Annotated in this window: 30 protein-coding genes and 1 tRNA gene; 12 read left to right on the plus strand and 19 right to left on the minus strand. The window is 44.3% G+C overall.

The genetic code is table 11. The features are described from left to right. Nucleotides 1-85 precede the first annotated feature (85 nt). The 6 genes from flgE to MMA19_RS18125 form a co-directional block, all read right to left on the minus strand. Nucleotides 86-1,384: a flagellar hook protein FlgE gene (gene flgE, locus MMA19_RS18100; RefSeq protein WP_240206871.1), complete on the minus strand. Its 1,299-nt coding sequence runs from the start codon at nucleotides 1,382-1,384 to the stop codon at nucleotides 86-88. Nucleotides 1,385-1,410: 26 nt separating this feature from the next. Next, nucleotides 1,411-2,118 (minus strand): flagellar hook assembly protein FlgD, encoded by a 708-nt coding sequence (gene flgD / locus MMA19_RS18105; RefSeq protein ID WP_006069942.1) that lies wholly within the window; start codon nucleotides 2,116-2,118, stop codon nucleotides 1,411-1,413. A gap of 15 nt (nucleotides 2,119-2,133) precedes the next feature. Further along, entirely contained in the window at nucleotides 2,134-2,550 is a 417-nt protein-coding gene (gene flgC, locus MMA19_RS18110) for a flagellar basal body rod protein FlgC (RefSeq protein WP_006069941.1), read from the minus strand. Nucleotides 2,551-2,555: 5 nt separating this feature from the next. Next, complete coding sequence (gene flgB, locus MMA19_RS18115; RefSeq protein WP_006069940.1) at nucleotides 2,556-2,951, minus strand: flagellar basal body rod protein FlgB; 396 nt, start codon at nucleotides 2,949-2,951, stop codon at nucleotides 2,556-2,558. Between the two features lie 290 nt (nucleotides 2,952-3,241). After that, a complete protein-coding gene (locus MMA19_RS18120) occupies nucleotides 3,242-4,069 on the minus strand; it encodes a protein-glutamate O-methyltransferase (protein WP_006069939.1) in 828 nt (275 codons plus the stop codon). A gap of 75 nt (nucleotides 4,070-4,144) precedes the next feature. After that, nucleotides 4,145-5,083, minus strand: coding sequence for a chemotaxis protein CheV (locus MMA19_RS18125; protein ID WP_006069938.1), 939 nt, complete (start codon nucleotides 5,081-5,083; stop codon nucleotides 4,145-4,147). Nucleotides 5,084-5,159: 76 nt separating this feature from the next. On the opposite strand from MMA19_RS18125, the gene flgA reads away from it, so the two are divergent. From flgA to flgN, 3 genes are all read left to right on the plus strand, one after another. Then, a complete protein-coding gene (flgA, locus tag MMA19_RS18130; RefSeq protein ID WP_006069937.1) occupies nucleotides 5,160-5,906 on the plus strand; it encodes a flagellar basal body P-ring formation chaperone FlgA in 747 nt (248 codons plus the stop codon). Between the two features lie 85 nt (nucleotides 5,907-5,991). Next, complete coding sequence (gene flgM / locus MMA19_RS18135) at nucleotides 5,992-6,309, plus strand: flagellar biosynthesis anti-sigma factor FlgM (protein WP_006069936.1); 318 nt, start codon at nucleotides 5,992-5,994, stop codon at nucleotides 6,307-6,309. A 33-nt stretch (nucleotides 6,310-6,342) separates the two neighbouring features. Further along, complete coding sequence (gene flgN, locus MMA19_RS18140) at nucleotides 6,343-6,768, plus strand: flagellar export chaperone FlgN (RefSeq protein ID WP_006069935.1); 426 nt, start codon at nucleotides 6,343-6,345, stop codon at nucleotides 6,766-6,768. A 67-nt stretch (nucleotides 6,769-6,835) separates the two neighbouring features. Here flgN and MMA19_RS18145 read toward each other — a convergent pair whose 3' ends face one another. Beyond that, nucleotides 6,836-7,264 carry an LPP20 family lipoprotein gene (locus tag MMA19_RS18145; RefSeq protein ID WP_006069934.1) on the minus strand — a complete coding sequence of 143 codons (429 nt, stop codon included), beginning with the start codon at nucleotides 7,262-7,264 and terminating at the stop codon, nucleotides 6,836-6,838. Nucleotides 7,265-7,273: 9 nt separating this feature from the next. Further along, a complete protein-coding gene (locus tag MMA19_RS18150; RefSeq protein WP_038224902.1) occupies nucleotides 7,274-7,909 on the minus strand; it encodes a FlgO family outer membrane protein in 636 nt (211 codons plus the stop codon). A gap of 161 nt (nucleotides 7,910-8,070) precedes the next feature. On the opposite strand from MMA19_RS18150, the gene MMA19_RS18155 reads away from it, so the two are divergent. Together MMA19_RS18155 and MMA19_RS18160 are read left to right on the plus strand one after the other, a co-directional pair. Then, nucleotides 8,071-9,204 (plus strand): flagellar assembly protein FlgT, encoded by a 1,134-nt coding sequence (locus MMA19_RS18155; protein WP_240206872.1) that lies wholly within the window; start codon nucleotides 8,071-8,073, stop codon nucleotides 9,202-9,204. Between the two features lie 55 nt (nucleotides 9,205-9,259). Then, nucleotides 9,260-9,336: transfer RNA gene (locus MMA19_RS18160), tRNA-Arg, on the plus strand. Between the two features lie 430 nt (nucleotides 9,337-9,766). Here the strand turns inward: MMA19_RS18160 and MMA19_RS18165 are convergent. Further along, entirely contained in the window at nucleotides 9,767-11,536 is a 1,770-nt protein-coding gene (locus MMA19_RS18165) for a hypothetical protein (protein ID WP_240206873.1), read from the minus strand. 139 nt (nucleotides 11,537-11,675) lie between these two features. On the opposite strand from MMA19_RS18165, the gene MMA19_RS18170 reads away from it, so the two are divergent. Beyond that, nucleotides 11,676-13,373 (plus strand): hypothetical protein, encoded by a 1,698-nt coding sequence (locus MMA19_RS18170; RefSeq protein ID WP_240206875.1) that lies wholly within the window; start codon nucleotides 11,676-11,678, stop codon nucleotides 13,371-13,373. Between the two features lie 162 nt (nucleotides 13,374-13,535). On the opposite strand, the gene MMA19_RS18175 is transcribed toward MMA19_RS18170, so the two are convergent. Continuing rightward, nucleotides 13,536-13,829, minus strand: a complete 294-nt coding sequence (locus MMA19_RS18175; RefSeq protein ID WP_239913245.1) for a Fis family transcriptional regulator — start codon at nucleotides 13,827-13,829, stop codon at nucleotides 13,536-13,538. A 376-nt stretch (nucleotides 13,830-14,205) separates the two neighbouring features. Between MMA19_RS18175 and MMA19_RS18180 the strand changes: the two genes are divergently transcribed. Further along, on the plus strand, nucleotides 14,206-14,697 hold the full coding sequence (locus tag MMA19_RS18180; RefSeq protein WP_240206876.1) for a VOC family protein: 492 nt from the start codon (nucleotides 14,206-14,208) through the stop codon (nucleotides 14,695-14,697). A 139-nt stretch (nucleotides 14,698-14,836) separates the two neighbouring features. Here MMA19_RS18180 and MMA19_RS18185 read toward each other — a convergent pair whose 3' ends face one another. Then, the gene (locus MMA19_RS18185; protein WP_240206877.1) at nucleotides 14,837-16,195 is read right to left on the minus strand and encodes a PLP-dependent aminotransferase family protein; all 1,359 of its coding nucleotides are present in this window, start codon (nucleotides 16,193-16,195) and stop codon (nucleotides 14,837-14,839) included. Between the two features lie 166 nt (nucleotides 16,196-16,361). On the opposite strand from MMA19_RS18185, the gene MMA19_RS18190 reads away from it, so the two are divergent. Together MMA19_RS18190 and MMA19_RS18195 are read left to right on the plus strand one after the other, a co-directional pair. Further along, nucleotides 16,362-16,970: a LysE family translocator gene (locus tag MMA19_RS18190; protein WP_006069924.1), complete on the plus strand. Its 609-nt coding sequence runs from the start codon at nucleotides 16,362-16,364 to the stop codon at nucleotides 16,968-16,970. A 122-nt stretch (nucleotides 16,971-17,092) separates the two neighbouring features. After that, on the plus strand, nucleotides 17,093-17,488 hold the full coding sequence (locus tag MMA19_RS18195) for a PaaI family thioesterase (protein WP_240206879.1): 396 nt from the start codon (nucleotides 17,093-17,095) through the stop codon (nucleotides 17,486-17,488). Nucleotides 17,489-17,644: 156 nt separating this feature from the next. Here MMA19_RS18195 and MMA19_RS18200 read toward each other — a convergent pair whose 3' ends face one another. Continuing rightward, the gene (locus MMA19_RS18200) at nucleotides 17,645-18,031 is read right to left on the minus strand and encodes a helix-turn-helix domain-containing protein (RefSeq protein ID WP_006069922.1); all 387 of its coding nucleotides are present in this window, start codon (nucleotides 18,029-18,031) and stop codon (nucleotides 17,645-17,647) included. 149 nt (nucleotides 18,032-18,180) lie between these two features. Here MMA19_RS18200 and MMA19_RS18205 point away from each other — a divergent pair, with 149 nt between their 5' ends. Further along, nucleotides 18,181-18,723 (plus strand): nuclear transport factor 2 family protein, encoded by a 543-nt coding sequence (locus MMA19_RS18205; protein ID WP_240206880.1) that lies wholly within the window; start codon nucleotides 18,181-18,183, stop codon nucleotides 18,721-18,723. Between the two features lie 128 nt (nucleotides 18,724-18,851). On the opposite strand, the gene MMA19_RS18210 is transcribed toward MMA19_RS18205, so the two are convergent. Next, entirely contained in the window at nucleotides 18,852-19,202 is a 351-nt protein-coding gene (locus MMA19_RS18210; protein ID WP_240206881.1) for an ATPase, read from the minus strand. 9 nt (nucleotides 19,203-19,211) lie between these two features. Then, nucleotides 19,212-21,560, minus strand: a complete 2,349-nt coding sequence (locus MMA19_RS18215; protein ID WP_240206883.1) for a S8 family serine peptidase — start codon at nucleotides 21,558-21,560, stop codon at nucleotides 19,212-19,214. A 596-nt stretch (nucleotides 21,561-22,156) separates the two neighbouring features. On the opposite strand from MMA19_RS18215, the gene MMA19_RS18220 reads away from it, so the two are divergent. Next, a complete protein-coding gene (locus tag MMA19_RS18220) occupies nucleotides 22,157-22,528 on the plus strand; it encodes a hypothetical protein (RefSeq protein ID WP_240206885.1) in 372 nt (123 codons plus the stop codon). 1 nt (nucleotide 22,529) lies between these two features. On the opposite strand, the gene MMA19_RS18225 is transcribed toward MMA19_RS18220, so the two are convergent. From MMA19_RS18225 to MMA19_RS18245, 5 genes are all read right to left on the minus strand, one after another. Beyond that, nucleotides 22,530-22,946: a MarR family transcriptional regulator gene (locus tag MMA19_RS18225; protein ID WP_006069917.1), complete on the minus strand. Its 417-nt coding sequence runs from the start codon at nucleotides 22,944-22,946 to the stop codon at nucleotides 22,530-22,532. Then, on the minus strand, nucleotides 22,946-23,875 hold the full coding sequence (gene dmeF, locus MMA19_RS18230; protein WP_240206886.1) for a CDF family Co(II)/Ni(II) efflux transporter DmeF: 930 nt from the start codon (nucleotides 23,873-23,875) through the stop codon (nucleotides 22,946-22,948). Before dmeF ends, MMA19_RS18225 begins: the two co-directional genes overlap by 1 nt. 97 nt (nucleotides 23,876-23,972) lie before the next feature. Then, nucleotides 23,973-25,058: a rod shape-determining protein RodA gene (gene rodA / locus MMA19_RS18235; protein WP_006069915.1), complete on the minus strand. Its 1,086-nt coding sequence runs from the start codon at nucleotides 25,056-25,058 to the stop codon at nucleotides 23,973-23,975. Nucleotides 25,059-25,141: 83 nt separating this feature from the next. After that, on the minus strand, nucleotides 25,142-25,819 hold the full coding sequence (locus tag MMA19_RS18240) for a DedA family protein (RefSeq protein WP_240206888.1): 678 nt from the start codon (nucleotides 25,817-25,819) through the stop codon (nucleotides 25,142-25,144). 56 nt (nucleotides 25,820-25,875) lie between these two features. Beyond that, nucleotides 25,876-26,250, minus strand: coding sequence for a hypothetical protein (locus MMA19_RS18245; RefSeq protein ID WP_006069913.1), 375 nt, complete (start codon nucleotides 26,248-26,250; stop codon nucleotides 25,876-25,878). A 279-nt stretch (nucleotides 26,251-26,529) separates the two neighbouring features. On the opposite strand from MMA19_RS18245, the gene MMA19_RS18250 reads away from it, so the two are divergent. Next, the gene (locus tag MMA19_RS18250; protein WP_006069912.1) at nucleotides 26,530-26,928 is read left to right on the plus strand and encodes a NirD/YgiW/YdeI family stress tolerance protein; all 399 of its coding nucleotides are present in this window, start codon (nucleotides 26,530-26,532) and stop codon (nucleotides 26,926-26,928) included. Nucleotides 26,929-26,969: the final 41 nt, after the last annotated feature.

Genomic DNA, 26,969 nt, shown 5'->3' on the forward strand with positions numbered 1-26,969 from the left:
CAGCGTACGAATGTCCATATGCACTCGTACGCTCGAATCTTCAAGGCATTAATAACGAGTGACTGACAGCCACTCATACTATGACTTAACGGATTTGTAGAATGTTTTGTTGCAGCTGGTTATGTACATCCAAAGCACGTGAGTTTGCTTGGAAATTACGCTGCGCTGAAATCAGGTCTACCAACTCTTGGGTCATATCAATGTTCGATTGTTCTAGCGTGCCGTTATTGATGGTACCAAAAGAACCCTTGTTTGATTCGCCCCAAATCTTAGCACCAGAAGCAGTCGTAGAATCCCATTGGGTACCACCCTTCTTATCAAGACCTTGTTCGTTCGCTACACGTACCATAGCGACACGACCTAATGTCACATTCTCACCGTTTGAGTAAGTACCTAACACGTTGCCTTGCTCATCAAAGTCGACTTTAGTTAGGAAGCCAGTCGTCGCACCATCTTCTTGAAACTTAGTCAGTTCAAACGGAGCGGCAAACTGAGTGGCACTATCAAGACTAAACGACAATGTCTGCGCAGGATCGGCACCGTTCATGTCGATACCATTTGTACCTAGGTCCGTAGTAACAATTGGCTGACCATTGTTCAAGCTCGCCAGCGTGCCGTCGTTGTTGAATCGCATTGTATGACCAACATGTCCTGTTGGCGTCGTTGCATCACCACCAGCGATATTCACTGGCTTTTCACCTTGACCATCGGTTACCGTGTAGTAACTTTGCCAGGTGTTTTGCTGGGTTTGATCTTTCACATAGTACGTCGTCATTTTATACGACTGTCCCATGGAATCATAAATCGTTGATGATGTTGAACGGTTATAAGTTTCAGGATCGGTAAAGTCGAACAGAGCCGGATCTTTTAGATCACCGTTAGCAGGAAGGTTCACACCAATCTCAATATTCGCTGTCTGTTTTGGCTTACCAAACTCTGGCGGAATATTGATTGGACGAGGCTCGTAAGACACAACCTCATTGGTATCTTTATTCACCTCATAACCCAGTAGAAACTCATCGTTCGACGTCACCATGTAGCTATCTTTGTTTAGGTGGAAAGCACCGTTACGCGTTAGCTCATTTTGCTGTGGTACAAGACGATCTTTAGATACGGCGAAGAAGCCAGTACCGCTAATGCGCAAGTCCATTGGGTTGTTAGTCGATATGCTCGAACCTTCGTGGAACTGCTGAGCAATCTTGCTTGGCTGAGCACCGCCACCCGGTGTGGTTTTCGCATTAGTAAATAGTGAGTTTGAATACACATCACCAAACTCGGCACGTGACTCTTTAAAGCCGAATGTGTTGGCGTTGGCAATGTTGTTACTGGTGGTGTTGAGGTCTAACTGAGCCGCAGATAGACCACTTAAAGATACATATGACATTCCTAATCTCCTAATCTAGCCAGCGGTTACGCTTTGCCGACTTCCAGTACTTCTGCTAGCCGAACTGGATTTTCGAAGCCAGCTAGATTGAGTAGTACGTTTCCATCCCCTTTACCAAGAAGCACACTGTTCACGTTCGCATATGTCGACACTTCGAACTCGCGGCTTTCTCCATCAAGTAAACCCGAAGCTTTCACTTTGTATTTACCTGCAGGCATTGGATTACCCTGATCATCTTTACCGTCCCATTCGACACGAGCATCACCGCCAGGTTTTGCACCGACATCAAAGGTACGTACTAATTGACCCATTTCATTTTCTACACGAACAAACACGTTATCCATGGACTGTGGCAATTTGACCATTGCCGCCATGCCAGCGTCTGCTTCCTTCACACCAGCCGCACCGGGTACCAACACATCACGCCCAACAAGTGAAGACGCTTGTAGTGCTTGGTTAGACGTCATTGACGAGTTCAAACTCTCGAACTGAGTGTTCATCTTGCCAATACCATCTACCGTGGCAAACGACGCCATTTGAGCAATCATCTGGTCGTTGCTGACTGGTTTAAATGGGTCCTGTTGAGCCAACTGTTTGGTGAGTAGGGACAAGAAGTCTTCTTGCTTCAGATCCTGCTTACCGGTTGTCTCTTCAGGCTTGCTTTGTTCTTGCAGTTTTTTCAGTTGGTCAATGTAGGATAAACTGCCTTGACCAACGTTGTTGATTCCAGCCATGAGCTACTCCTATCTCTATTGACCCATTCGCAAAGTACTCAACAACATTTGCTTGCTCGCGTCCGCTACCTGAACGTTAGTCTGGTATGAGCGCGAAGCTGAAATCATGTTGGCCATTTCTTCCATCACGTTAACGTTCGGCTTGTAGATATAGCCTTCATCGTTAGCGAGTGGATGATCTGGGTTGTACTCTGCACTTAAGGGTTTGTCGCTCTCTACAATACCCAATACTTTCACAGGTACTGAATGATCGCGGTTGTATTGAGCTTTACTCAGTTCCGCGCCAAATACGGCGTGGCGAGCTTTGTAAGTCTCTTTTGCCGAGCTACTAATACTGTCAGCGTTGGCAAGGTTACTTGAGGTGGTATTTAGACGAACCGACTCAGCGCTCATCGCACTGCCTGTCACATTAAATACATTAAATAAGCTCATCTAAATTACTCCCCTTTAATCGCTTTGGTCATATTTTTGAATTTGCCGCCTAAGAAATCGAGTGATGCCTGATGTCTTAATTGGTTCTGCATGAACAAGTTTCTTTCTAAATCTACGTCTACAGTATTGCCGTCACCGGTATCTGGCTGTGTCGGAATGCGGTAAAGCATTTCGCCACTGACGTTAGTAGAGGCAGAAATATGCCGTCCATCAGTTCGACTAAGCCCAATACTTGCCCCTGAGCTTGCCGCTTTTAACGCACGATCAAACTCCATCCCCTTCGCTTTATAACCCGGCGTATTCGCCTGCGCGATATTGGTGGAGATGACTTCAGCATTCTTCTCACGCACACCAACGGTGTACTGATGAATACCTAATGCATTGTTAAAAGAGATGGCCATTGAAACCTCATCGTTCAAAAATACGTGCCCTATACAGAGATAAAGCAATTTCCGCGCCAAAAGTTATTTTTTGGTAACAACCACTGATGACGCTATTCAATTCGACGTTCATCGTGCTCCTTCTGGCAAAGATAGAGAGCAAAATGTACGCCAGTTTTGGCGGAGGGTTTAATTAGGAATGTCGACAGTGATGGCCTCCAAACCGTCACTGAACCTAGAGAATAGCAAGAAAAAAGCCTTGGCGAAAACCAAGGCTAGATATGGTAAAGATTGTGGAGAATAACTATTAGCTATTTGAGCTTGTAGATAATGCCCGGATTACAACGCACCATTTCAAATTGATCCGTCAGCCCCGTTAGCGACTCCGATGCCCCTAACAGCAAGTAACCACCTGGGTTTAGGCTACGTGCCATTTGGTTCAGCACTTTAGACTTCATTTCAGGGGAGAAGTAAATCAGTACGTTACGACAAAAGATAATGTCGAACTTACCCAACAACGCATACGAGTCCATCAGGTTTTGCGGACGAAAGTTCACCAAACGCTTTACGTTGTCTTTCACTTTCATCTTACCGTTACTGGTGTTTTCAAAAAACACTCTGCGACGCTCCGGTGATAGACCGCGACCCAACGCGAGGTTGTCATATTCTCCAAGACGACACATATCTAACATCGTAGACGAGATGTCCGTCGCGGTAATCGACACGTTAGGGATCATTCCCGGCTTCTTGTTTTGTGTCTCCAAAACTGTCATCGCCATGGAATACGGTTCTTGACCAGAAGAACTCGCAGCCGACCAAATTTTAATCGGTCGCTTGTTGGCGGCAAGTTCTGGGAGCAGTTTGTCAGACAACACCGTAAATGGGTAGTTATCTCTAAACCATAAGGTTTCGTTGGTGGTCATGGCATCAACAGCGGCAACTCTTAACTCACGATTGCGTCCAGTAACCACATCTCTTAATAACTGAGACAAAGAGACTAGACCGAATTTTGCCACCAACGGACTTAAACGGCTGCGGACTAAATACTGTTTACTATCGCCAAGAACAATACCGCATTGGGACTCTAAAAAGCGGCTAAAATCACGATACTCTTGATCGCTTATGGTTATCGCTGTCATTCACTTCTCTATACTGCTTTGAAGGCTTGCTTTATACGCTTTTCTCAAGCGACTACAAGCTCTAATTTTGTTTGTTTAATTTGTCGGCAAAATGGCCGCTTTGACGGCGCCTCCCAATTCATCAGGGTTGAACTTAGCGATGAATTCGTTAGCCCCTACTCGCTCTACCATTGCTTGGTTAAACACACCGCTTAACGAGGTATGCAAAATAATATGAAGATCTTTAAGATCGGGATGGCGGCGCACTTCTGCCGTTAGGGTGTAACCGTCCATTTCTGGCATTTCAATATCAGAAATCAACAGGGAAATCTGATCATGAATATCGCCTTCAGCTGCCATCTCTGTCAGCTTGTTGTAAGCGTCTTTACCATCTTTCACCAAAATGGACTCAAAGCCAATAGACTCAATGGCTCGTTGGACCTGTTTTCGTGCCACTGCGGAATCATCAGCGATCATAATACGCTTAACGATCTGCTTTTGCTCTTTCTCTTCAGCTGCGGCAATTTCCGTGGCGATATTGCTGTCCATGGTCTCAACCACAGGCGAAATCTCAGCGAGAATCTTCTCAACATCCAGAATCTCAACCAATTCATTGTCGATGTTGGTCACAGCTGTCAGGTAGTTGGCTTTACCAGCACCTTCAGGCGGCGGCAAAATCGATTCCCAATGCATGTTAATAATGCGTTCAACAGAGCTTACCAAAAATCCCTGTACGCTACGGTTAAACTCTGAGATAACCACAAAACAGTTTTCAATGTCCGTTGTTGGTCGACCACCAACAGCAAGACTTAAATCAATCACTGAGATAGTTTGACCACGAATATGAGCCACCCCTTTGACAAGACGATGTAGGTTGGGCATGCGCGTTAATTTAGGGCACTGAAGCACTTCTTTAACTTTGAACACATTAATGCCGTAACGCTGGCGGCCCATCAGACGAAACGTCAGTAGCTCTAGTCGGTTTTGACCAACCAGTTGCGTTCGTTGATTCACCGAATCCAAGATACCGGTCATAAGTTCATCTCCATCTCAAACTTTAAAGCTAAAAAAGTGATAGTCTACACAGGCAACAAGGAACCCGAGAAACAGAATGCTGTATAATAAGACATCTTTTTTGTGTACATCCAGTTACAAAACGAGGTTAAGACGCAACTGGCTTTCCCTCTGTATCGTCTGGCAAGCGTTATTCTTTAGTGTATTAACGCACGCAGCAACGCCTGAGCAAATAGAAAACATTCAAAAGGCTGCCCAAGCTCATGTTTTAAATACTATTGAGCAACCTATCGGCGGTGAAATTGTTGCCACACCTGGGCGTATCGACTCTCGAGTACATGCAACAGATTGCCCCTCTCCGCTTTTGACCTCGTCGTCAAACACCCGCAACACCAGCAGTAATGTCACCGTTTTGGTGGAGTGTCCGGAAGATAATTGGCGACTTTACGTACCCGTTCGAATGTCCATTTCCTTGCCCTTAGTGACCGCAACTCGCCCGTTATCTCGAGGCAATATTGTATCCAGTGACGATGTCACGATGAGCATGGTGGATAAGAACCGTTTTCGCCGCCAAGGCTTTACCGAGTTTGACCAAGTGGTTGGCGCAAAGCTCAAGAAAAACATGAATATGGGTGATGTTATTGAGCGTAATGATGTCTGTGTTGTTTGCCGCAACGAAAAAGTCGTTATTCGTGCAGTGAAAGGTGAAATGACCATCTCCACTAAAGGCACAGCACTTACCGATGGCGCTAACGGCGATCAAGTAAGAGTGAAAAATGACAAGTCTCAGCGTATAATTGAGGGTATTGTTACTGGCGTTGCGGAAATCACGGTTAATTTTTGATTTTTTCCTAAAGTAATCATTACGCTGGTCGATATGCTCGATATACAGGTAAACTATGCAAATTAGGCAACAAGAAGGCTAAACGATGGCAGGCATTGATAATATTCGTTCTGGACAGACGCTAACGACGACAAGTCGCGCTCCTGCCCGTTCGGAAGCAAGCAAAGACAGTAGTTCAGCTCAAGTTGGTCAATCATCAGCACAGCAAGATGCCGTAACACTGAGCCAAGGCGGTAAAGCCATTGGTCAGATGCATCAGCAAATGGCAAGTCAGCCTACCTTTGACGCGGCAAAAGTTGCGGCAATCAAAGAAGCAATCTCGAACGGTTCTTACACCGTCGATGCTGAAAAACTGGCAGACAACATGATGAAGTTCGAAGACGAACTTGGCGGATTACGCTAAACAGGTTAACAGATAATACTCACAGGTATATTAATGGCAGCACTGGTTGATTTGGTTGAATACCAACTGAAAAATGCAAAAGCATTGTCTATGCTCCTCTCCGAGGAGACCAAGGCCATTACTGCTCGCGAATCATCTGAAATTGAAAGATTTGCCAAAGAAAAGATGGCAATCATTGGTCAGCTTCAACAAACCGATCAAAGACTGGCTCAACATCAAGATGTAGCAAGACTCACCGAAGAAGCCGTGCTGGCTCAAAAGGTGGCTGACATTAAGTCGATTATCCTCGACTGCCAACAACTCAACGACATCAATGGTCAGAGTCTACAACGCGCCCAATTAAGCTTTAATAAGCTCAATAATTTGATGCAGCAAAGTCATGGCAAAGTGGGCATGACTTACAACGCAGGTGGCCAGACCCACACCTTGTCGACATTAGGAACTAACTTAAAAGCCTAATATCTCAAATACAAAAAAGCGGCAACAGGAGAACTGTTGCCGCTTTTTGCTATCTAGAGTGTTGATATTAGAACAAGCTCTGACGTTTCTTCTCAGGCACTCGGCGGATTTCGCCGTAGTCTCTTAGACGATTCATCTTATCAATATCGAGTAGCAGTTCAGTAACATAGCTGTCACCAACTTTATAGCTGCGAACTACTTCCGCACCACGAATGACACCATCTACCGCGCCTGTTGTCGATTCAACACCCAAGCGTTGATCTTGTAAGTCAGCACGAGCAGACACTCGTAGGCCGTACACTTGCTCCGCTAACTCGCGGTAAGCATCAATCTTAGAAGCACGCATGGCACGAACTTGCTTTTCTTCTTCATTGCGGCCAGTTTGCTCGCTGATACTCGCATAGCCCACCGCCGTTAGTGTGTTCTGGTCCATGGCTGTAATCGGAGTACAACCCATCATCACAAGCGCTACAAGCGCGGCAAATAAAAATCTCATTATCCTTTCCTATGGGCGCAATATGACTGTATGAGGTGTCGTCATAGTCGGGTCTGAGCGAATCAAAACGCCATCTTCGGTACGCATTTGATTCAGCGTATCCAAATCACGGCCAATACGGTCAGCAGGCAAGAAGCCTTGAGCCGAAGCGACCACAATACGCGACTGCATGCCAACAACACGAGCATTAACCAGTACACCACCTTCCTGGCGTAACATGGTTCCCGTCAAGACGAACTGAATCTGCTGCTCTTGGGCCAGATCTTTCCAGTCACGACTTAGTACGAAGTCGCCTTGGTTCGTCACCTGAATAGAGCCCGTTGTCTTGAAGTCAACAACCTTAAAGCCGCGGCGCTGAAGCTGGTAAATAAAGCCCTCTGATACCGAGTTCCCTAACCAGTTCGTCGCATCCATATTCTGCAAATCAACAAACGATGCCACCGCTATCGGAGTGCGAGACGACACACTAGTGTTCGATTCAACTAAGTCTTCCGTCAAACTCTCGACGAAATAATCCATCGTATGGCGAGGACTTTCCATCAGCATAAACTTACTGCCGGAATAGGATTCCTTACCGTTATAGATTGGTGAGTAGGCACAAGCGGTCAGTGTTAACACTGATGCCATCAGGAGCCACTTTTTCATTACACACTCTCCAAAAAGTTATTAATTGGATGGATAGGTTCCCCACCTTTTCAAGGTTGGAACAATCCTTGCTATTCTCATTCTGTCCTTAATAAGAAAGCCCGCTCCAATATTCGCTACAAACTAGCTAGCAAATATTGTTCCGCATTTGGATTGGTTGTATGAAAAAAATCGTTTCTTCTTTAATTTCAACGGCATTGGTTACATTTAGTAGTAGCTCTGCCTTTGCTGCATGGTATGAAGTCACCGGTACTTCCACCATCGTCTCCTCTGAGAAAGCGGCAAGGATCTACGCACTAGAAGATGCCGTCTACAAAGCAGTAGACTTCTCCGGAGCTGATATCGGTGGGCTTGCTAACTTAGCGCCGCTGCTCGAAGACGATAGAGAACAATACCAATTCATTGATTCCGAAGTTCGCCAGATCGTCATCGACGATCAGTACAAAAGCGGCAACCAAATGGTCGTCAAAGCGCGGATCGACATTTACCCAACGGCAAAGGCTTGCCATAACGAGCAATACAAAAAGACATTTGGCGTGGCAATGTTTGATATCGTTGATCCACAACAAGCGGTCATGGGGCAAATATACGACCTGGGTGAAGACTTCAGTTCTGTTATCTCTAATCAGCTTGAACATCGCTCATACAGTTTTGTTTCGGTCGGTACCACACGCTATGAGATTAATAAACGCCAACCTGAGCGTATTAAGATGATCGCCGAAGATCTGGGAGCACAATACTTAGTAACCGGACAGATTAACGATCTGACAGCCACCATAACTCAGGGCGGATTGCTGTCCGATGATGTAATCAATCGCCAGTTTGCTATGGATATGTCGGTCTACGACGGCAAAACCGGCCATGAAATCTATCAACGTAACTACCGTGAAATCGCCCAGTGGCCATTTGCTAAAACCAGTAAAGTCGACACCAAAAGTGCTCGTTTCTGGACATCTGCTTACGGCGAAATGATGCAGAAAGTCAGCCGTAATATCATGCTCGATCTCGAAGCAGAGATCTCTTGTAAGATGACCTTGCCTGAAGTAGTCGCCTCTTACGGCAATAAAGTCACCATAGACTTAGGCCGAGTCCACGGTGTGCAAGCGGGAGACCGATTGCAACTTTGGCATACAGGATCCTTTATCGACCAGAATGGTTTGCCGCGCAATAAAGTGAGTCAGAGCGACATCACCCTAACCGTGTCACGCGTCTATGAAAATGATGCTGAAGCAACCGTCGACCAGCCAAGCCTCGCCAACAGTATTCAAATTGGTGACGTGATGAACAAACTGTAATAAATGTAGAAAAGTGACTTAACTTATTCAAATAATTGAGTATTATTAGTCATAAGCTCCCGTGGCACAGCTGGATAGCGCAGCCCCCTCCTAAGGGGCAGGTCACAGGTTCGAATCCTGTCGGGAGCGCCATATTAAAAGGGCTAGCAAGTTAGTGATTGCTAGCCCTTTGTTGTTTTGGGTTTTCTGTGTGGGAAAATCATAGGTTAGACTTTGATATCTAATACACTTTGACGATAAATCGAGCAACCTCACCAATCTGCAATCTTAGCCGCTTGTTTTTATAGCGATTCGGCGCTTCCAAATACAACCCCCTTCTTGAGACTCTATAGGAGACACGCTTTCCATAGCATGATGTCAAGACTTGAGGCGTGCGTATAGCTTATTAAAAAAGTCTGATTGACTAAGTGGAAACTCTAAAAGCTTTCGTTAAGGAATGAGCCCTAAATAAGAGTTTCGACTCACTTTTGGACAAAAGTAAGCTAGAACGTTTGCTCTAGCTCCAATCGACTGGATTAGAAAAAGTATAGTGGTTCAGTTCAGTTTATAATCCGAGAAGCAATTAATGTCGCTCTAGCAGTTGCTCAATGTGAGTGGCAATACAGCTAATAGATTCACTGACAGCATCTATAACAAAGTCAAAAGCTCTTCCATAGCCGACGCTTAAACTGGCAGTATCAAACCCAAGGTCTTGCAGAGTATCAATACATTTCTTAACTGCATCATGGGCATCAGCGATCCTAAGGTCGTTATTCAAGAACAGCGACGCTAGTGTGGCATTGCGTTTTTTCCAACCCTCAGGTTCATTTTCTGATGTAAAGCAATCAATAGTTTCATGCTGTTCGTTCAAAGATTCGAGTACGTTCAAAAGACTTTGCATCAACTTCAAACATCCTAGGTTTTTCACGTCAGCGCTTGGACACCCAGCATGGCGAAGAAGTGACTTGAGAAAACCATTTGGGGTTTTTTGAAGAATCTCATGGAGACTCTTGCACCGAGCCAAAAATACCTGTTGTGTCATATCTAGCGGTGCGACCTGAGCTAGTCGCACAAGAGATGGGTAATGCAACCATCCATTAGCGTCTACTTCTTCTCGACTAAAACCTGTGAGGTCTTCAGGGGAATACAGTTGCCCAGTAGTCTCTCCTAGTGCTGATAACCCTTCTCCCAAACGTAGCAGGCCTACTAGAAGTCTTTGTACCTTTATTGCTATATGCTCCTCGTCTAGATCTAATTGTTCAACAACCTCTGGCTTGACCTCGTAATTATTCGCATGAACAATTTCTCTATCAGGCTTAGCCTTATACAGCTCACGAATCGGTATTCGGATTAAGTTTCTCCCAACTCGTTGGCATTCTGTAAAGCTCCACTGCCCTTTATATGAAGGTGCACACCACCACTGTCCATAGGTGTTTATGGGTGTGGTGTCATAGAAGTTACTTTGCTCATATTTTTCGAGGAATCGATCATCCAAGTAGACGTTGTAGTTAGCCATAAGCGCATTTGCCCTAGCATGTGTCATAGGCTCTTTGTCATCTGCCCAGAGCAAGGTTTCTGCGTCTTGCTCCAAGCACAGTTCTGGTAAAACGGCTTCAACCGAAGCCCAGAGCTGAAGGAGAATCCCTCCTTTGTGTTCTCGGAGGTCTAACTCATACCATTGGGGGCCTTCAGTTGGTTTTAATACAATATGAGATTTACCATTCAATGATTCTCGCAACTCTGGGGTGTCTTTTAATTGAGCTTCGTAGAAAAAAACCCGCACGCCTTTAGCGCCACGCAACCACAAATAACGGCGGAGGTATTCATTGGACATTTTCCAGCATACGTCGCGCTTCAAGTGACCTTGATATTCGCTTGATACTTCCCCCTCAGCGACGTCAAACTCTGGTAGGTTTAGGGCGTCATATATGAGTCGTTGTTCTTCATTACCTATGCAGCGAGGGGTGAGACCAAGAGTCATCCAAACTTTTTCAGCGAGGCTAAAAGTGTAAAAGGAAGAGCCCCCCCAAGCCGCAACTATGTAATCATACCCAGAGATTGAAGGACTGAATTGAGCAGACTCTGCCTTTTCTTCACCAAAAGGAACAGAGTAAGCCACAACACCTTCACCGGCCTCCCTCAAGACTTCAATTGGGCCATCGTTATCCTCAGGAACAACAGCCATCTGAAGGTGTAAGTGTTCTGCATTTTTTCCAAAAAGATCAGTCTTCTGCATGCAAGCGACCTCAACACGTAAATCAGGAGATAGGCCTACAGGCTTCAGTAACTCTTTTAGTCTATGTGGCAAAATGGATTCTGACAGAGGGAACGATTCAAGATAATTGAAATTCATGGTTAACAACCCGATTTTTAGTCCTCATATATGAACTGCTGAACCTGTAATCAGGCCACTAATTGCAACAGCCGCTCAATATGTGCATAGTAGATTAGTATGTTATTGGTATCATAAGCCCTGCATGAGGATTGTTGCAATGGATGTTTGTCGTCTTGGAAGTCTTATCAATTTTTTTTCAATGCCCTCTAAAAAGGAGGATTTTACAGAGTGGGTATCCCAGAAGGATGTCGTTGATTTTTTGGTTAGTGATGTAAATGACGATGACATAATTCTTCATGCATCAGCAAAAACTACTCTTCTTAATACTGTCCTTGTTCTTAAAAATGAGCTGTCTAAATCTGACCCTCATCAAATGGCTTCTTGGGATTACAACAATAGTGGATGGTCTGTTTGTAGCGGTGGTGGTCGTGACAAATCGTGGGTCGAGCCACCACTAGAAAGTTGTAAACCTAATGTTCTTAGCAAAGGTGAGCCTCTCATATTTAAGCGTTCTTTTCACGGCGTAAGAGGGCGAGAGAGCTACATAGAGGTCTCTGAAAAGTTCTTGCAAGTTATGGACTTGCACTACATGCATGAACTGAATTCTTGGTGCAAACTTGATAAAAATGGTGATATCGACGAAATCATCAAAATTCATGAGTTGGAGAAAGAAGGTGAAGAGTATGGCACTGTAGTTTCGATTAGATTCAGCGTATTAGCAGAGTACTGCTATCTAACCGAAACAGCAGTCGTAAGGTTATTTGATGTTGATAGAATTGACTATGCAAACTTCACTCGTTGGGGCTCATCACCAGAAGAAGTCGTGGCTGAACAAGGTGTGTTTGGCAAGCGCAAAGTCATCTCTAACGCTAGCTACTTTAGAGGGGTTCAAGCATTTGCGCCGATACATGAAGATAAGGAAGACGATACCTCAGAAGAACAGCAGTATGCCACTTTCATTGCTCAAGATTGGAAGAACAGGCGTGTTGAAGAGATATCATGTGCTCCATCCGCTATTGATAATTACTTTACAGACTCAGATAAAGCCTTTGAATTAAGCCCAGCATTCTTCAATGCTGAAGTTATTCTCAAATACAAGTCCGACACTGATAAATACACCTTAGAGGAAAGATCAATTACATCTAGAGCTGGTTGGTATTTAAAGAGCTACGACATTAACGAAGCTGGACAAATCCATACTTATCTAGGCGATCTACAGAAACTGCCATACTCAGAACAGTTGCACTGGAAGCAATATAATGAGAAGCCTAAAGCACCTATTTCAGAGAGATCTTTAGAAACAGACTTTAAGGGAAATTGGTTTAAAGTTTGTAACCCAGTTGAAGATCTCAAGCGAAAATTGGACGAGCTTGATTCCAAAGGAACAACTTGGTGGAGAATGAAAAACCGTGTGGTGAAGCAATCCCTCCACTCTGTTTATTCAAAGTCTGTCGATGAGTGGAAAGAGGAGATTTTGAGGTTGGATCAGGTATTAGTCGAAGGTTTAGTCAAGAAACAATTGAAAGCTAAAGCGAAGACGCTTGGTCAAAATCCACCGGATAAAGATAGAGAATTGAAACTAGTTGAATGGTGCCTCTTGGGGTGTGGTTTTGATGCAGAACATGCACGTAGCGTCCTTACTCCTTGGCATGATGCTCATAATCTGAGAAGTGTCCTCAAGGGACATATTTCAGGACAAACCGCTGAGCAAATCAGACTAGATGCTATCAAGGACTTTGGTTCACTTAGAAACCACTTCAATGACCTCTGCGAAAGATGCCATGAATCACTCTGTGTCATCTTCAATGCTTTAGAAGAACATCAGCAAGACAAAGCAGGTACTCAAAATATTTGAAGGTAGGGTTATTCACATGAGCCTAGCAAATCTAATCCCGAATTTGAGCGGCTGAAACTCATTTAGGGGCAAAAGTAAGCTACAGGTGGCTCATCTGACTCAGAGGACTCTTGTACTGATGGTAGATCCCTGCCTTCGCAGGAATGACTTGATTTAGGCACTTTACCGTATATCGTAACTAATTTGCTTACTTACGTTCTTTAGTTGCACCCCGACCTTACTAAACGCCTTTTGAATAGTCGTTGAGACATGCTGCTGACCTTCTCCCATTAAAAAGTTTGCTCTATCTTGATTCGTTTCGAATACGCAGACGATTTTTAAGCTCTGTGGAAAAGAATTGAATTTAACAGTATGAGTAACCCAAAGAAAACCATCGTAGCTTTTTAGCGTCCCTTCACATACTTCGGTCAGTACGTCTCTAATTAAATTTTCAACTTTCTTATCTGATTTACGCATGGAGAGAATTTCCTATTTGTAATGGATAAATAAATATGACCGCATATTTAGCACTCCCAATGTTTGGAAAGTAGGTCAACCAACAGGGGTTGAGGTTGGAGTATACCCACATCAAACTCATAAAGGACATCGGCCTTTCAGAAATAGAGAAAAGCCTATTTCGACACTTGCCAGCAACCTTCCTGCTCTCGAAGGCTGCTGGACAATAAAGAAACGCCTATGTTTGCCAGCACACGCCCTACGAAAGCCATTAATAACACTATGTTATCATTTTTATAATTATTGATAATTTTTAAAAACCACCAGTCATACTTATACTTCTCCACATCGAAACGAAACACGAAACGAATAATCAAATCAGTTTTTGGAGAAAGTTATGAAAATGAATCACGTTGGTATCATGGTTGGCGATATGGACAAAGCGGTAGAGTTCTACACTAAAGCGCTAGGCCTTCGCGTTGTAATGAACAACACTAAAGTAATCGAAGAGCGCGAAAGTGCAATCGGTCGTATGTGTATTGCAGTATTTGGTGAAGGCTTCAAAGGCTTCAACATTGCTCACCTAGTAACTAATGACGGTATCGGTGTAGAGCTGTTTGAAATGGTTGACCGTGAAGAACGTCATAACGTTGACTTTTCTCGCCTAGGTATCTTCCACTTCTGTCTACAATTGCCAAAAGAGCAGTTTGAATCAGCAATCAAACGTGTAGAAGAGTTTGGCGGTAAAGTGCGCATGGATATTCACCGTTACCACCCAGAAGATAATTCTAAGCAAGCGCAAATGGTTTACCTAGAAGACCCGTTTGGTAACTTATTTGAGTTCTACTCTCACTCTTACGAAGACACTTACGCTTCTGATTACGAGTAACTCTGAATTGCTAATTGAATAATTCTTGTGCCCACTAGATATTTGTCTCGTGGGCATTTTTGTTTTATTGCCTCAATGAATCTCGAAAAAAGTGAGTTAGTGAGGCTCTTGCTGACTCAAACGACATAAACTATGAAGTTTAGGTGAGCCGTGCGATTTGCTCTCTTACAATCTCTAAAGCTGATTGCAATTGTGGACGACTTGATGGACCTGCCAGAGATATCCTCACCGCTGCCGGAACTTCATAACGACCCACAGCAAACATTTCTGCTTCTCTCACTCTGACCCCATATTTCAGCAACGTTTGGTTAAAATGATACCCAGTTAGCGGTTTCGGCAAAGGTAGCCAAACATTGTAGCCAGGTACACCAATCTGGATTTTGGGAAATACCGTCTTCCAGACCCGATGACGTGCATTGAGTTCCATCGCGATCTCTTCATCCACAGCTTGCATCGCACCGCTGGTTAGCCAGCGACACACCAGATCGATGATTAGCGGGCTAACATACATACAACTGGCTCGTAGCGCACGTTGCATTAAGTCCTTGAAGGACAATGGTAGAATGACAAAACCCAGTCGCAACCCACCCGCAAAGTACTTAGAAAAGCTACCCACGTATAAGGTAATATCCGGAGCGATAGCAACTAACGGACTCTTTCGATGAGACGGCGGGCAGTAGAGCACATCGTCCTCAATAATTAGCACGTTGTAGCGACGGCATATTTCAATGATTTTCAGTCTTCGGCTGTCCGATAGCTGGGCTCCGGTCGGGTTTTGAACTCCCGGTGTTAGGTAAAGTAGTTTGGGGCGATGTCTCTTACAGTGCAAAGCCAAATCTTCCGGGTCTAATCCATTCTCATCAACTTTTACTGGCACTAACTTTCGTTCGGCTTGTTGACATGCGTGCATGAATTCCGGATAACACAAGCCTTCAGCAAGAATAGTATCTTGGGGACGGCTTAGTGCTTGTATAATCAACGATATTCCGTGCTGCCCTCCATGTGTCCAAACCACACGTCGGGCATCAATATCTATATTGAATTTGGTCATCAGCCATTGTCGAAGGGTCTCGCTATGACCATGAATGCCATCAGCGGAGTAATAATCCAGTACCGCTGCTTGCGCGATTTCTTCGTGAGATAACTCCTTCAATGCGTCAGCAAGAAGTTTCGGCTGCGATAACAAAAAAGGTCGGCAGCGTGCCAAATCAATACCTTTTTCTTCCAATACCGGATGATAAAAGTGGTTCCGTTCAGTTTCTCTGTTCCGAACATAGGTCCCGCTTCCTACTTTGGGCTCCGTTAATCCCCTTCGCTCAAGCTCATGATAAGCTCTTGTCACCGTTCCAACTGTCACACCCAATCGATAAGACAAAATACGCTGGGGTAACAATTTAGTATCCGGCGCCAGCTCACCACTTTCTATCACCTCAGCAATCGCATCAGCCAGTGCCATAAACTTAGGTCCGGAACGACCCGATATATCTGGGACTAACATTGTCTCTCTCCAAAGGGGTACAATTATTTCTTGCAATCAGGATAAATAAGGCCTGACAAAAATGAAACTAAAGAATTGTCACCATGACGCATTAACTGTAGGTCTATCTCTCTGAGCACCTTTACTCTTGGGCTGTCTGTACTTGTTTGAGAGGAGAAGAAAGGAAATGACGACATTATGGGACTTAATGCCGGCCATGAGTTTATTCGCGTTTGTAACCGCCATCACCCCGGGACCGAATAATTTATTGCTCGCCAATTCAGGGGCACAATTTGGTATCCGGAAATCATGGCGACATCTAATTGGCATTCGTATTGGTGTAGCCGGGCTGATCCTGCTCTGTGCATGTGGCGTAGGTGTCGCTCTTACGACTCACCCTAGCTGGTATCTAGCAATAAAATACCTTGGTCTGGCTTATATGTTTTGGTTGATGATAAAGCTTTTATGTACCAACCCTTTCTCAGGAAAATCCACCAAGAGCAAACCAATCAATATGACTCAGGCTACGTTATTTCAACTGGGTAATATGAAAGCCTGGATGGCATCACTCGCTTTGGTAACAAGCTATAGCCTACCCTCCAGCTATTGGCTCTCTGTGGCACTGATTACCCTAGTATTTACGACATTTGGACTGTTTGCCAATATCACTTGGGTTTGGGTTGGTCAAAAAATCCGAGTTTATCTCAATACCACCTTAAAACAGCGCATGTTTAATATCAGCCTAGCCGCTATAACGTTTATATCATTGTTGCCAGTGTTGGAGCACTCTATCTGAAAAACACCTGTCACCCTTGTTATATGAACACTAATTTCTCACAACTAATTATTGGCATATGCCAGTTATATTTATAGTATCTCTGGCAAAGCTTAAGGAGTCCATTAACCTGAAGGTAAGTTATGTCTATTCATCATCCTATCAACCACCAGCAATGCGCCATTTGCTGCCAGCCTTTTTTCAACCCACATACAACTCTTGAGTTCATTCCTACGTTAGATGGTGGAGTAAGAGCTAAAATCGTACCCATGGAGAATGTGCAAGGCTACCAAGATGTCATGCAAGGTGGGGCAATCAGCGCTCTACATGATGCCGCCATGACCCACTGCCTTTTCTCTCGCGACGTTTGTGCCATGACAGCCCAGCTTGATGTTCGCTTTATCAAGCCAATACCTCTTAACACGTTAATTGAAGTACAAGCTCATTGCTTAAAAAGCAAACGAGGTTTGTATATATTAAGTAGTGGTATTTATGTGGATGGTGAGTGTTATTCAAGGGCTGAAGCGAAGTTTATGTAAATACCTCCATTGCGGATGGTCGTCAGTCTCCCTCGCGCAAGAGAAGGGCTTCAGGAGCATGTGTTCCAATGAGAATAGAGAGTTAGATATGTAGAATAAAACGCATATGGTTGAACTTTTAAGACTCTTTAGACGCTATGACATGCACATCATTTTCTAGCCTTTTGTTTTACTATCATACTCAGCGCGAGCTTGCTCAATATTAGGTTTATGATTCTCGGCCCATTGAACAAGTTCATATAATGGCTTAACTAGTTGTTTACCTAAGTCAGTCAACGCATATTCCACGCGAACAGGTACTTCTGGGTAAACGGTCCTATTTACATAACCTTCTCTTTCCAAGTCACGAAGAGTTTGCGTCAACATACGTTGAGAGATTCCTTCAATTCTAGACTTTAAATCGTTAAATCGGTCAGGCCCATCCACTAGTGCAAATAAAATAAGCAACGACCATTTGTCACCGATTTGAGCTACCACGTTTCTAACGGGACAGTCCTGAGTGTTATAAAACACACGCCTTTCCGTCTTTGTTGCTTTGACCATAACTTCTTACCTTTTCTCTGTACCAAACCCGCCAACAGTTACCAAAAGGTAACTAACGCATCTTTTGGTGCCTTATTGTACTGCTAGTTACTATAAATTACTATAGTTACTAAAAGTAACTAATGGAAAACTGTGAAAGGGAGTTAACTATGTTTAAAGTACTAACTACATTCATCCTTATTATCGTGACTAGCCACGTCTGCGCACAATCAGCAGACACTTTAACTATTGATTTTAAAAACTTAACAAAAGCGAACTGGACAGAACAAGAAGCGAAAAATGCCGCACTAATTACGGATTTTGTTCAGCATCTAATGAACAACCATGACTTTGACTATGTGATGGAGCACTACAATGATAGTTCTTACGTTCAGCACAACCGAAACTTCCCCGATAAAGTCACTGGGCTAGTTGGATTTCTCAAGGAGTTTGTCGAGGACTACCCAGAGTACAGCTATGATGTAAAACATATCTATGCTGACGGTGACTATGTGATTTTTCACTCTCACGCCACACTCAACAGTGAAGACAGAGGAAACGATCAAAAAGGGATGAATATTATCGATACTTGGCGTATTGAAGATGGTCGGATTGTAGAGCATTGGGATTCGATTCAAGCGCTCGACTTCTCAATGCGAGTATATTCACTTATCAGTGGTGGCGATATCGAAAATGAAAATGGCGTGTTTTAGGCCTCTTTTCGCTAGTCTTGTTATCAACGCCACCTCTTTAGATGGCGTTGAATAGATGCCTTGGCCTGATTATCAGACCGAGGCATTCTCGTTAACGCCTACTCAGTATCTTGAAATGAAGCATCGGATTACTGAGAGTACAGTTTCCTCGTTGGCTCAGGCTCCACGTACTCAACCAATGCGTTATCAGCTAAGGAATCAGCCTTTTCCTGCTCACCAGAGACAACAAACACCCTCTGATTCTCCAATACCTCGACTACTTCTAATTGATGAGACATTAATAACTCCCTCACCTGTTGCTCCGCTCCCTGAGTGTACTTAACGTAAAATCGGGTTGGCTGCTCTGCCATGTCCACAGATATCTCATCTATTGGTGGAAAGGCCGGGTTGTCCGCGTAGCTTGCCGTCACGCTAAGGGCAAAGGCAAATCCGATTAACCAAGTTAGCCATTGAAAGCGAGAAGGTATGTAGTTCGTCATATCCACTCCTTACTGAAATGACAGTGTCCAACTGTTGATTGTTCCAGTATCTTGGCGAGCGCTATCTACCGCTTTAAGCGTCCAGTTCCCTTTAGACTCAACACCAGAAAAGTCTAAAGAATAGCTGGTCTTGATGTCGCTGGCAGAACCTCCACTATTTTCGTGCAGTACTTTTTCACTATTGGTCGGTGAGATCAATGTCAGTTTAAGATCTCCGATATAACTGTGGGTAATGTCCACGGTGACCTCAACGCTTCCAGAATCACCAGAGCGTAAGACCTCTATTTGGCTGATTGCTCCGCTAGTATTGTTATCAGGGATCTCGACCGCGCTGTTGTTAGTGTAAGTGGATGGTGGTTGAGTGCCGCTCTCTGCACCATTATGAAAGGCGGTGAGCATCACACCAGAATACGCCGAGTAGCCCTTAACCAATACATGATATGTGCCTGCTGAGACGTCATTTATCGTGCAGCGTTCATTATTTCCAGATTCCCATGAACGACAATCATAACGACGATTCGTCGGCTCTTGCTCAAAACTTACATAAAGATCAGCATCACCACTGCCGCCCACTAATGAGAAGCTAAGCTCGGTTGCATCAGCGGGTACATCAAATGTGAACAGACGACTTGATTGAGCACTACCTTGGAGCGGCCCTTTTGCAATACCATTAACTAATACCGTTTCTCCCTGCCCACCATCCGGACCATTACAACCTTGATCGAGATAGCGCTTTGCCGCATCAGCATCAACTAGACCATAACCGGTTCTGTTATCTCTGCCAGCAACATCGATATCTTTTGCACTTGCGGTTAATGCTCGGCGAACTTGTGACGCGGTGCAATTTGGATGATAGCTCCACACTAGTCCTGCTACACCAGCAACATGTGGCGTGGCCATGGAAGTTCCATTGTAATACTCGTAGTCTTGCCCTTTTGATGTGGAAACGGTGACGATTTGGCCTTGTTGAGCGGCAAGCTCAAGCCCAAGTTCCCTATTTACCGTTACTGAAATCAAGCGATATTGGTCGTTGTCATCCAATACAAACGGGTTCTGCAAACCTGGTAATTCACTGTTGCTGTAGACAATAGCAGCCCTAGCACCTGCGTTATAACAGGCTTTGACAGCATTTATCTCAGGGCGAACGCCAGAGCGTTGATTCTCGATACGCTCAGTTAAACACACTTTGTCGGTAAGATCGCCACAGCGATAGTCGCCAGACGACACATCACATTGTGCTAACTCTCCGCTAAAGGATCCTGAGATCGGGTCCGATAAATAACGGCCAGAGGTTTTTGACTTGCGGTTGTGCGATACCACGCCACGCTTAAACTGACTGACGCCATTGAATACAATGTCACTCAACACCCCTTCTCCAACGGTTACCGTAGACAGTACTGCGACACCCGGAGCAGCGATCTCTACTTGGTCAGTAGCCTGAGAAAACGCTGCATGGTCGTCGTTGTTATCAACAGCTGCCACAGACATTACCGCCTCGTATGACGCTGGATAGCTATGCGCGGTATTCCCATCGTTACCTGCAGCGGCGATGAGCAATACACCTTGGTCGGACAATGACTGCAAAGCATTTTGCTCAGTGCGGCTGGCTTGGCTACCACCTAAACTCATGTTCACAACATCGGCACCATTCTCTGCACAGGTTTGTATTGCTTTCACCAAGCTTGACGAATAACCCCACCCCGACTCGTTGAAAACCTTAACAATATGTAGATTCACCTGCTGATTTGGCATGACTCCTTTCACACCTTCACCATTTGCAATGGCAGCAATGGTTCCCGCAACATGCGTACCATGAGCATTGTTATATCCCGGTTCACTCCAAGAACCCGTTCCACTGTCATTGGTACCACGAACGCGATTTCCACTCAGGTCGTTATGGCTAACGTCGTAGCCCGAATCAATAATGCAAACGGTTCGATTGCCAGCATTACTATCACTCAGCAACTGCGCATTAACGGCGTTGTATCCCCACGGCGTTGTTTCGCTTAGTAGAAAACGGGGAGGGTCAACTTCCACATACTCTACTTGTTCATGACTTCTTAACTTTGAAAGCTCAGCATCGTTGACCTCTATGCTGTAAATCGGCTCAGCGCTGATCTTCTCCACCTCACGCGCTTGGGCAGCTTGGAGAACATTCTCTGGCAACTGATTCAAACTTGGCTCTGTACCGTCCGCAGAGAAGGCCTCTCTAGAAACCTCTTCTTTGAACTTAATAATGTACTTAGCTGGAAAATCATCCTCGTTGAATGGCGCTATCTGAGAAGCATTCGCTATAGAGGTACCAAGTAGAACCAAGGTTAGTGATGACAGGGTAAAAACCCCTTTTGTGTTGTGCATGTAATCTTTCCTTATCTAGCCATTTTAATTATTTTTATTCACGAACCATCACCTTGGTGACCATTTATGAACTATTTAGCTATAAGGCGTTGTCACTAACTTGCAAATAATAAAGTTTACTATTGATTGTTTTTTGCACTTCAAATCACTAAATAAACCCGAAGAGTGAACACTCAATAAGAGTATATACTCTAAAAAATTAAATTGACAAATTTGAAATTTAAACCATTGAATTAATGCTAATTTATTGTAATTTCCAAGATGAAAATTGAAGCGATAATCAAGAGTTAATAGTAAAAATCGAAAAAATTCTCTTAAATAACAAAGCGAAAAAATAACAATTAACTTATCTAATTAAATTACGATTGGAATATGCACTCGTTATCTATCAAACTCATTAATAACATTTGAATTAATTAAATTTCACTACGGCTATTTAGGTAACAGGTAAGTTTATTGCAAACCAATAAGAGGCTAATGATGACCAATACTTTTGTTTTGTTTGAGTGCACTGCTAAGCTGAAATAATCCTTTGTAACTTAACTCGACACGACAAGTGGCAACCGATCATTATCAATGAGATTAGGGAGGAGGAATTGCCAAGTATCATTCAGGAATGTAATCGAGAGCTCAAAAAGGTGTTGTTATTCTACCCTGAAGAGCAGAGATCAAGCGTCGATTGTATGCTGGCTCAATTGATGTGCTGTGAAATATTTCTAATTCAGTACCCTATTCTTAATCACTTTCGAGGCAAGAGTTCGCCTTGGTATCACGTCCAGAATATCCGCTATCAGCTGTTGTCACAGACAAATGAGAAAGCATTGAGTGGTTATGAGCTCGTCCTTTTTCAAGGTTGGTCAATGGCGAAAATTGATGATGCTCGGATTTATGAAAAGCCAATACCAGAGCGAGTACGTCGCGCGTATTTAGACTATCAATTCTTCGTCGACAGCCTGGCTTCCGACTAGCCTAGAACTCGCTATTCATCTTTGTGAGACATGAAATCAACAAGGCTTCTTGTTCCGGCTCGATATGCCTCGTTAAATCTTTAACTAAATCTAAATGCAACTGGTTATGATGACGATGAATCTCTTGCCCTTGCTGTGTTAGCGCCACCACGATGGCACGACGATCATTAGGGTGTGGTAAGCGTTCCATCAGGTTGGCAGCAACAAGTTTATCTACTTGAACCGTTAATGTGCCCGTAGTAATGCCGAGCTTGTCGGCAAGCTCTTTCATTCTCATAGCACCATGAATACCGAGCACTTCAATGGTGTGGACTTGTGCAAGGGAATAGCCTGTCTCTTTGACCACTGACTGTTCCCATGAAGACATCTTGTCGTAAAACTCGGTAAGTAACTGATTTAACGATTCTAAGTTTCGCATTATGTTGAATGTACTTCTAAAGTGAGATGGTCAATCTTATCAAACTTGCTTAGCTTTTGCTTATACTCATCCAGTGAAATACCCGCTTTGTCTATTAGCGTAATCGCCGCTGCGTGATGGTGTCCACTCACCTTCCAAATATGTAAATCCGTAACAAGGGCTACTGGCGTAAGCTCATCTTGGATTGCCTTTCGATATTTATCATCGATATTTTCATCAAGCAGAATCGGGCTTGTTTGCTTGAGTAAGTTCAATGTCCACTTACTGATCACTAACGCACCGACCATGCCCATCACCGCATCGAGCCAATTCCAGCCATAGAACTTTCCTAATACCAAGGCCACAATTGCCATCACGGAAGTCAGCGCATCTGCTAGCACGTGTAAGTAGGCTGCTCGCAAATTATGATCATGATGATGTGTATGTCCGTGATGGTGTGAGTGCTCGTGATGATGCGCATCATCATGTCCATGGTGGTGATGGTCACCTAGCAGCAACATACTGATGACGTTCACCGCTAAGCCAATACAAGCGACAATAATCGCTTCATTGAACTGAATCGACTGTGGATTAAGCAAGCGATGGACCGACTCTACCAACATTAATAATGCAACAATCCCAAGTGCAATGGCACTGGTGTAGCCACCAAGCACACTGACCTTTCCAGTGCCAAATGAAAATCTATCATTACTCTGATGTTTTTTGGCATATCGGTAGGCGAACAATGTAATACAGAACGCGGCAGCATGTGTACCCATATGCCAACCGTCTGCCAAAAGCGCCATAGAGCCATAGACCGTACCCGCGACAATTTCAATTACCATCGTGGTCAACGTAAGAAGCAGCACGTAAAACGTTCGCTTTTCACCTTGATGATTGTGGCTAGAAAAATTGTGATGATGAGTCAGTGTGTCATTAGCTATTTTCATTATATTGTTTGATTATCAAATTATTTGATTTAAATTTAGTTTGATCATCAAACAATGTCAATGTTCGATTGCAGCAATAACTGCTTCCTCGTTATAGTCAGGACTCAAATCGTGAGGATGCACGACATAGCGACATAATGATTCCAAAGCAGATACCTTGAGTGATCATGGCGGTCCCGCCATAGCTAAAGAAAGGCAAGGGGCTACCCATCACCGGTAATATCCCACTCACCATGCCCGTGTTAATAAAAGCATATAGAAAGAAACTTAATGCCAACGAACCCGTCACTAGGCGGCTATATGCATGGTGGCAATGACAGGAAAGCCAGAGCGTACGCAGCGTGATGAATAAATAGAGCGATAGCAGCAGTACACTGCCAATGAACCCCCACTCTTCTGCGTAGGCGGAAAAAATGAAGTCGGTATGACTTTCAGGAATAAAACCCAGCGAGCTTTGCGTTGCATTAGTCCAACCCTTACCCGTGATACCACCTGAACCAATCGCAATATGTGACTGAATAATCTGATACCCAGAGCCCAATGGATCACTTTCGGGGTTAAGAAACTGCAGGATGCGCTTCTTTTGATAGCTCTCGATAACAAACCACCAGAGCAAAGGGATCATTGTCGCGACCAAACCAATAAAACCACCGATGATCTTCCAGCTCATTCCCGCGAAATAGAGTACAAATAGCATGTAAATCACACCAAATATCGCCCCATCCAAATCTGGCTGAACAAAGATAAGCCCAGCGGGGATGGCGGTCAGTATCATGGCATACACAATCTTCATCCCTGTTGGTCTCTCACCATCTTGCTGGATAAACCATGCCACCATCATAGGAATGGCTAATTTCACCAGTTCAGAAGGTTGAAAACGGAACCCAGCAATGCTCAGCCAACGTTGGGAGCCGTTAGTACTATCACCGGCAAACACGACTGCGACCAGAAGTGTTACCGTCAAGAAATACAGATATGGTGAGAAACGGCGGTACTGTTTGGCAGGAATCGACGACATGATCGCAAGACAAGACAGTGAAATAACGCATCGAATTAGGTGGTTGGTGATAACGGCCTCGTTATAACCACTGGCGCTCCATATCGTTAAGGTACTCAGTAACATCAAAGACAGAATCGCTAACACAATAGAAAGGTCTATTTGTGGAATAAGGTACTTTTTCAAAATATAGCTCGGTAAAGTGACGCACAATATCGCCACTTGGATTGATAAAATGGTGAAAGGAACAACGAAGAAACTGCTCTCAATTAGTGTTTTTTAGCGGTTTGCCTAAATCCGCGAATAGCTTTACGTAGTCGCCATGTCATAAAGGTAAAAATCGCTGCAAACAACGTCACAAAGGGAGCAGCCATTAAGACCATAGTGGTCACTCTGCTAATGGGCTCAGGCAACGAAGGTAAGAGAAATCCTACACCCGCCAACAAGCCAATCCACAGCGTGGCACTAAGCCATGAGAAATAGTGAAAGCGAGGGGCATCATGAACACGAATCCCCATGACCATTGGGACTAAAGAACGCACACCCGGAACAAAGCGAGCACAGAACAAAGCGACGAGCCCATGACGACAAAGTAAGTTGTCCACCAAACGCATATTGCTCTCAGGAACTTTCGCTAACCAACCACGAACGATAGGAAGCTTGTTAAGCCACTTACCTTGCAGATAGGCAAGCCAACTACCACCAGCCGCAGCAACGATGAGCAGTGGAAACGCGATAAATGGACTGAGAACACCGACTGCCGACAACGTCCCAACTAAGACAACGACACTGTCGCAGGGCAAGGGGGCAGCAGGAAGAAAGCTACTTTCTAACCCAATAAAAAAAGTCACCAATACATAGATTAAAATGGCGCTCTCTGGTGCAAGCAGCGCATTAAAGTCCTGATTCCAAATAACAATCAAGACATCCTGAGTAGCTTCAAACATAACGACTCCAAAAACCAACAGTTAACTAAGGAAATAACAGCAGGAATGAGGCGTACTTAACGAGAATGGATAAACCGATATTGAAGGTTACTGTCCTGCCATCCGGCTAAGCGTCGACTGTCTGAAAACAAGTAACTGCGTGGGGTGTAACGAGCTCCCCAGCAAGTAGTTATCAGACACGCGAAAGCCGCAACGACAAGCAGCCAGGGCAAGACTTCTTTTGAGGCTGGCTGAGCTTTGGGAATAGGTACTCGAAACGTTGAGCTGCGCAGCAACTGGTTATCATTGGCAAGGTCAGGAGTACGTTCAGGAGTGATGACCGTCGCTTGATATTGAGGCAAATCCACTTCCATAGCATTAACGATCCCGCCCAACAGCAGTATCGATAGCAAGGTCGCAATCAGTGGAAAAAGCTCAATGAGTCGCTTCAAAGAAAAAGCCCAGTAGTGGAATCTGCTTATATGTACTGCTATCCATGCTAAAAAGCAATCTTTGTTATCACTAGACGACAATACACCCAGTTAACTCTCTATTTTCGATAGCTTATTTTTCATCAGATCCAATTGCGTGAAATCTTCGTAGCTGATATTTATCCACTCATTGAAATATGGCATTTCCTGCATATTGCTCTATAACTACGAGTAATGGTTTTGCACATACTCAATGGCTGGGCAGTCACACTGTCTCGATCTGGTTTCTAAGGAATCAATATGAAAAAAATCCCTCTTGCTATCATTACCTCACTTATTCTTTCAACCTCTGCTTTCGCTGCTCAAAGCACGATTAATCAAGAAGCTATGGAAACGACAACGGGTGGGTTTCAAGGACCGTCAGCGGAAGACTCTTTAAACACGGTTCAGGAAATCATGGATGCGGGCTGGTTAACCGACGGTAACAAGGTCACCATCGTGGGCTATTTGGTAAAATCAATGGGTCATGAAGTGTATATGTTTAAAGATGATACTGGTGAAATGCCGGTAGAAATCGACGCCGACCAATGGGCAGGACAAACCATCACGCCAAAAGACAAAGTAAAAATCTATGGCGAGATTGAAAAAGGTGACAGTGATGTTGCTGTAGAGGCGGAATCAATTCGAATTATCAAGTAGTCCCGTCTAATACAATGAATCTTTACGTACTCAGCGCCGAT

It is taken from the genome of Vibrio sp. CyArs1, assembly GCF_022432925.1.
Taxonomy (GTDB): domain Bacteria; phylum Pseudomonadota; class Gammaproteobacteria; order Enterobacterales; family Vibrionaceae; genus Vibrio; species Vibrio mediterranei.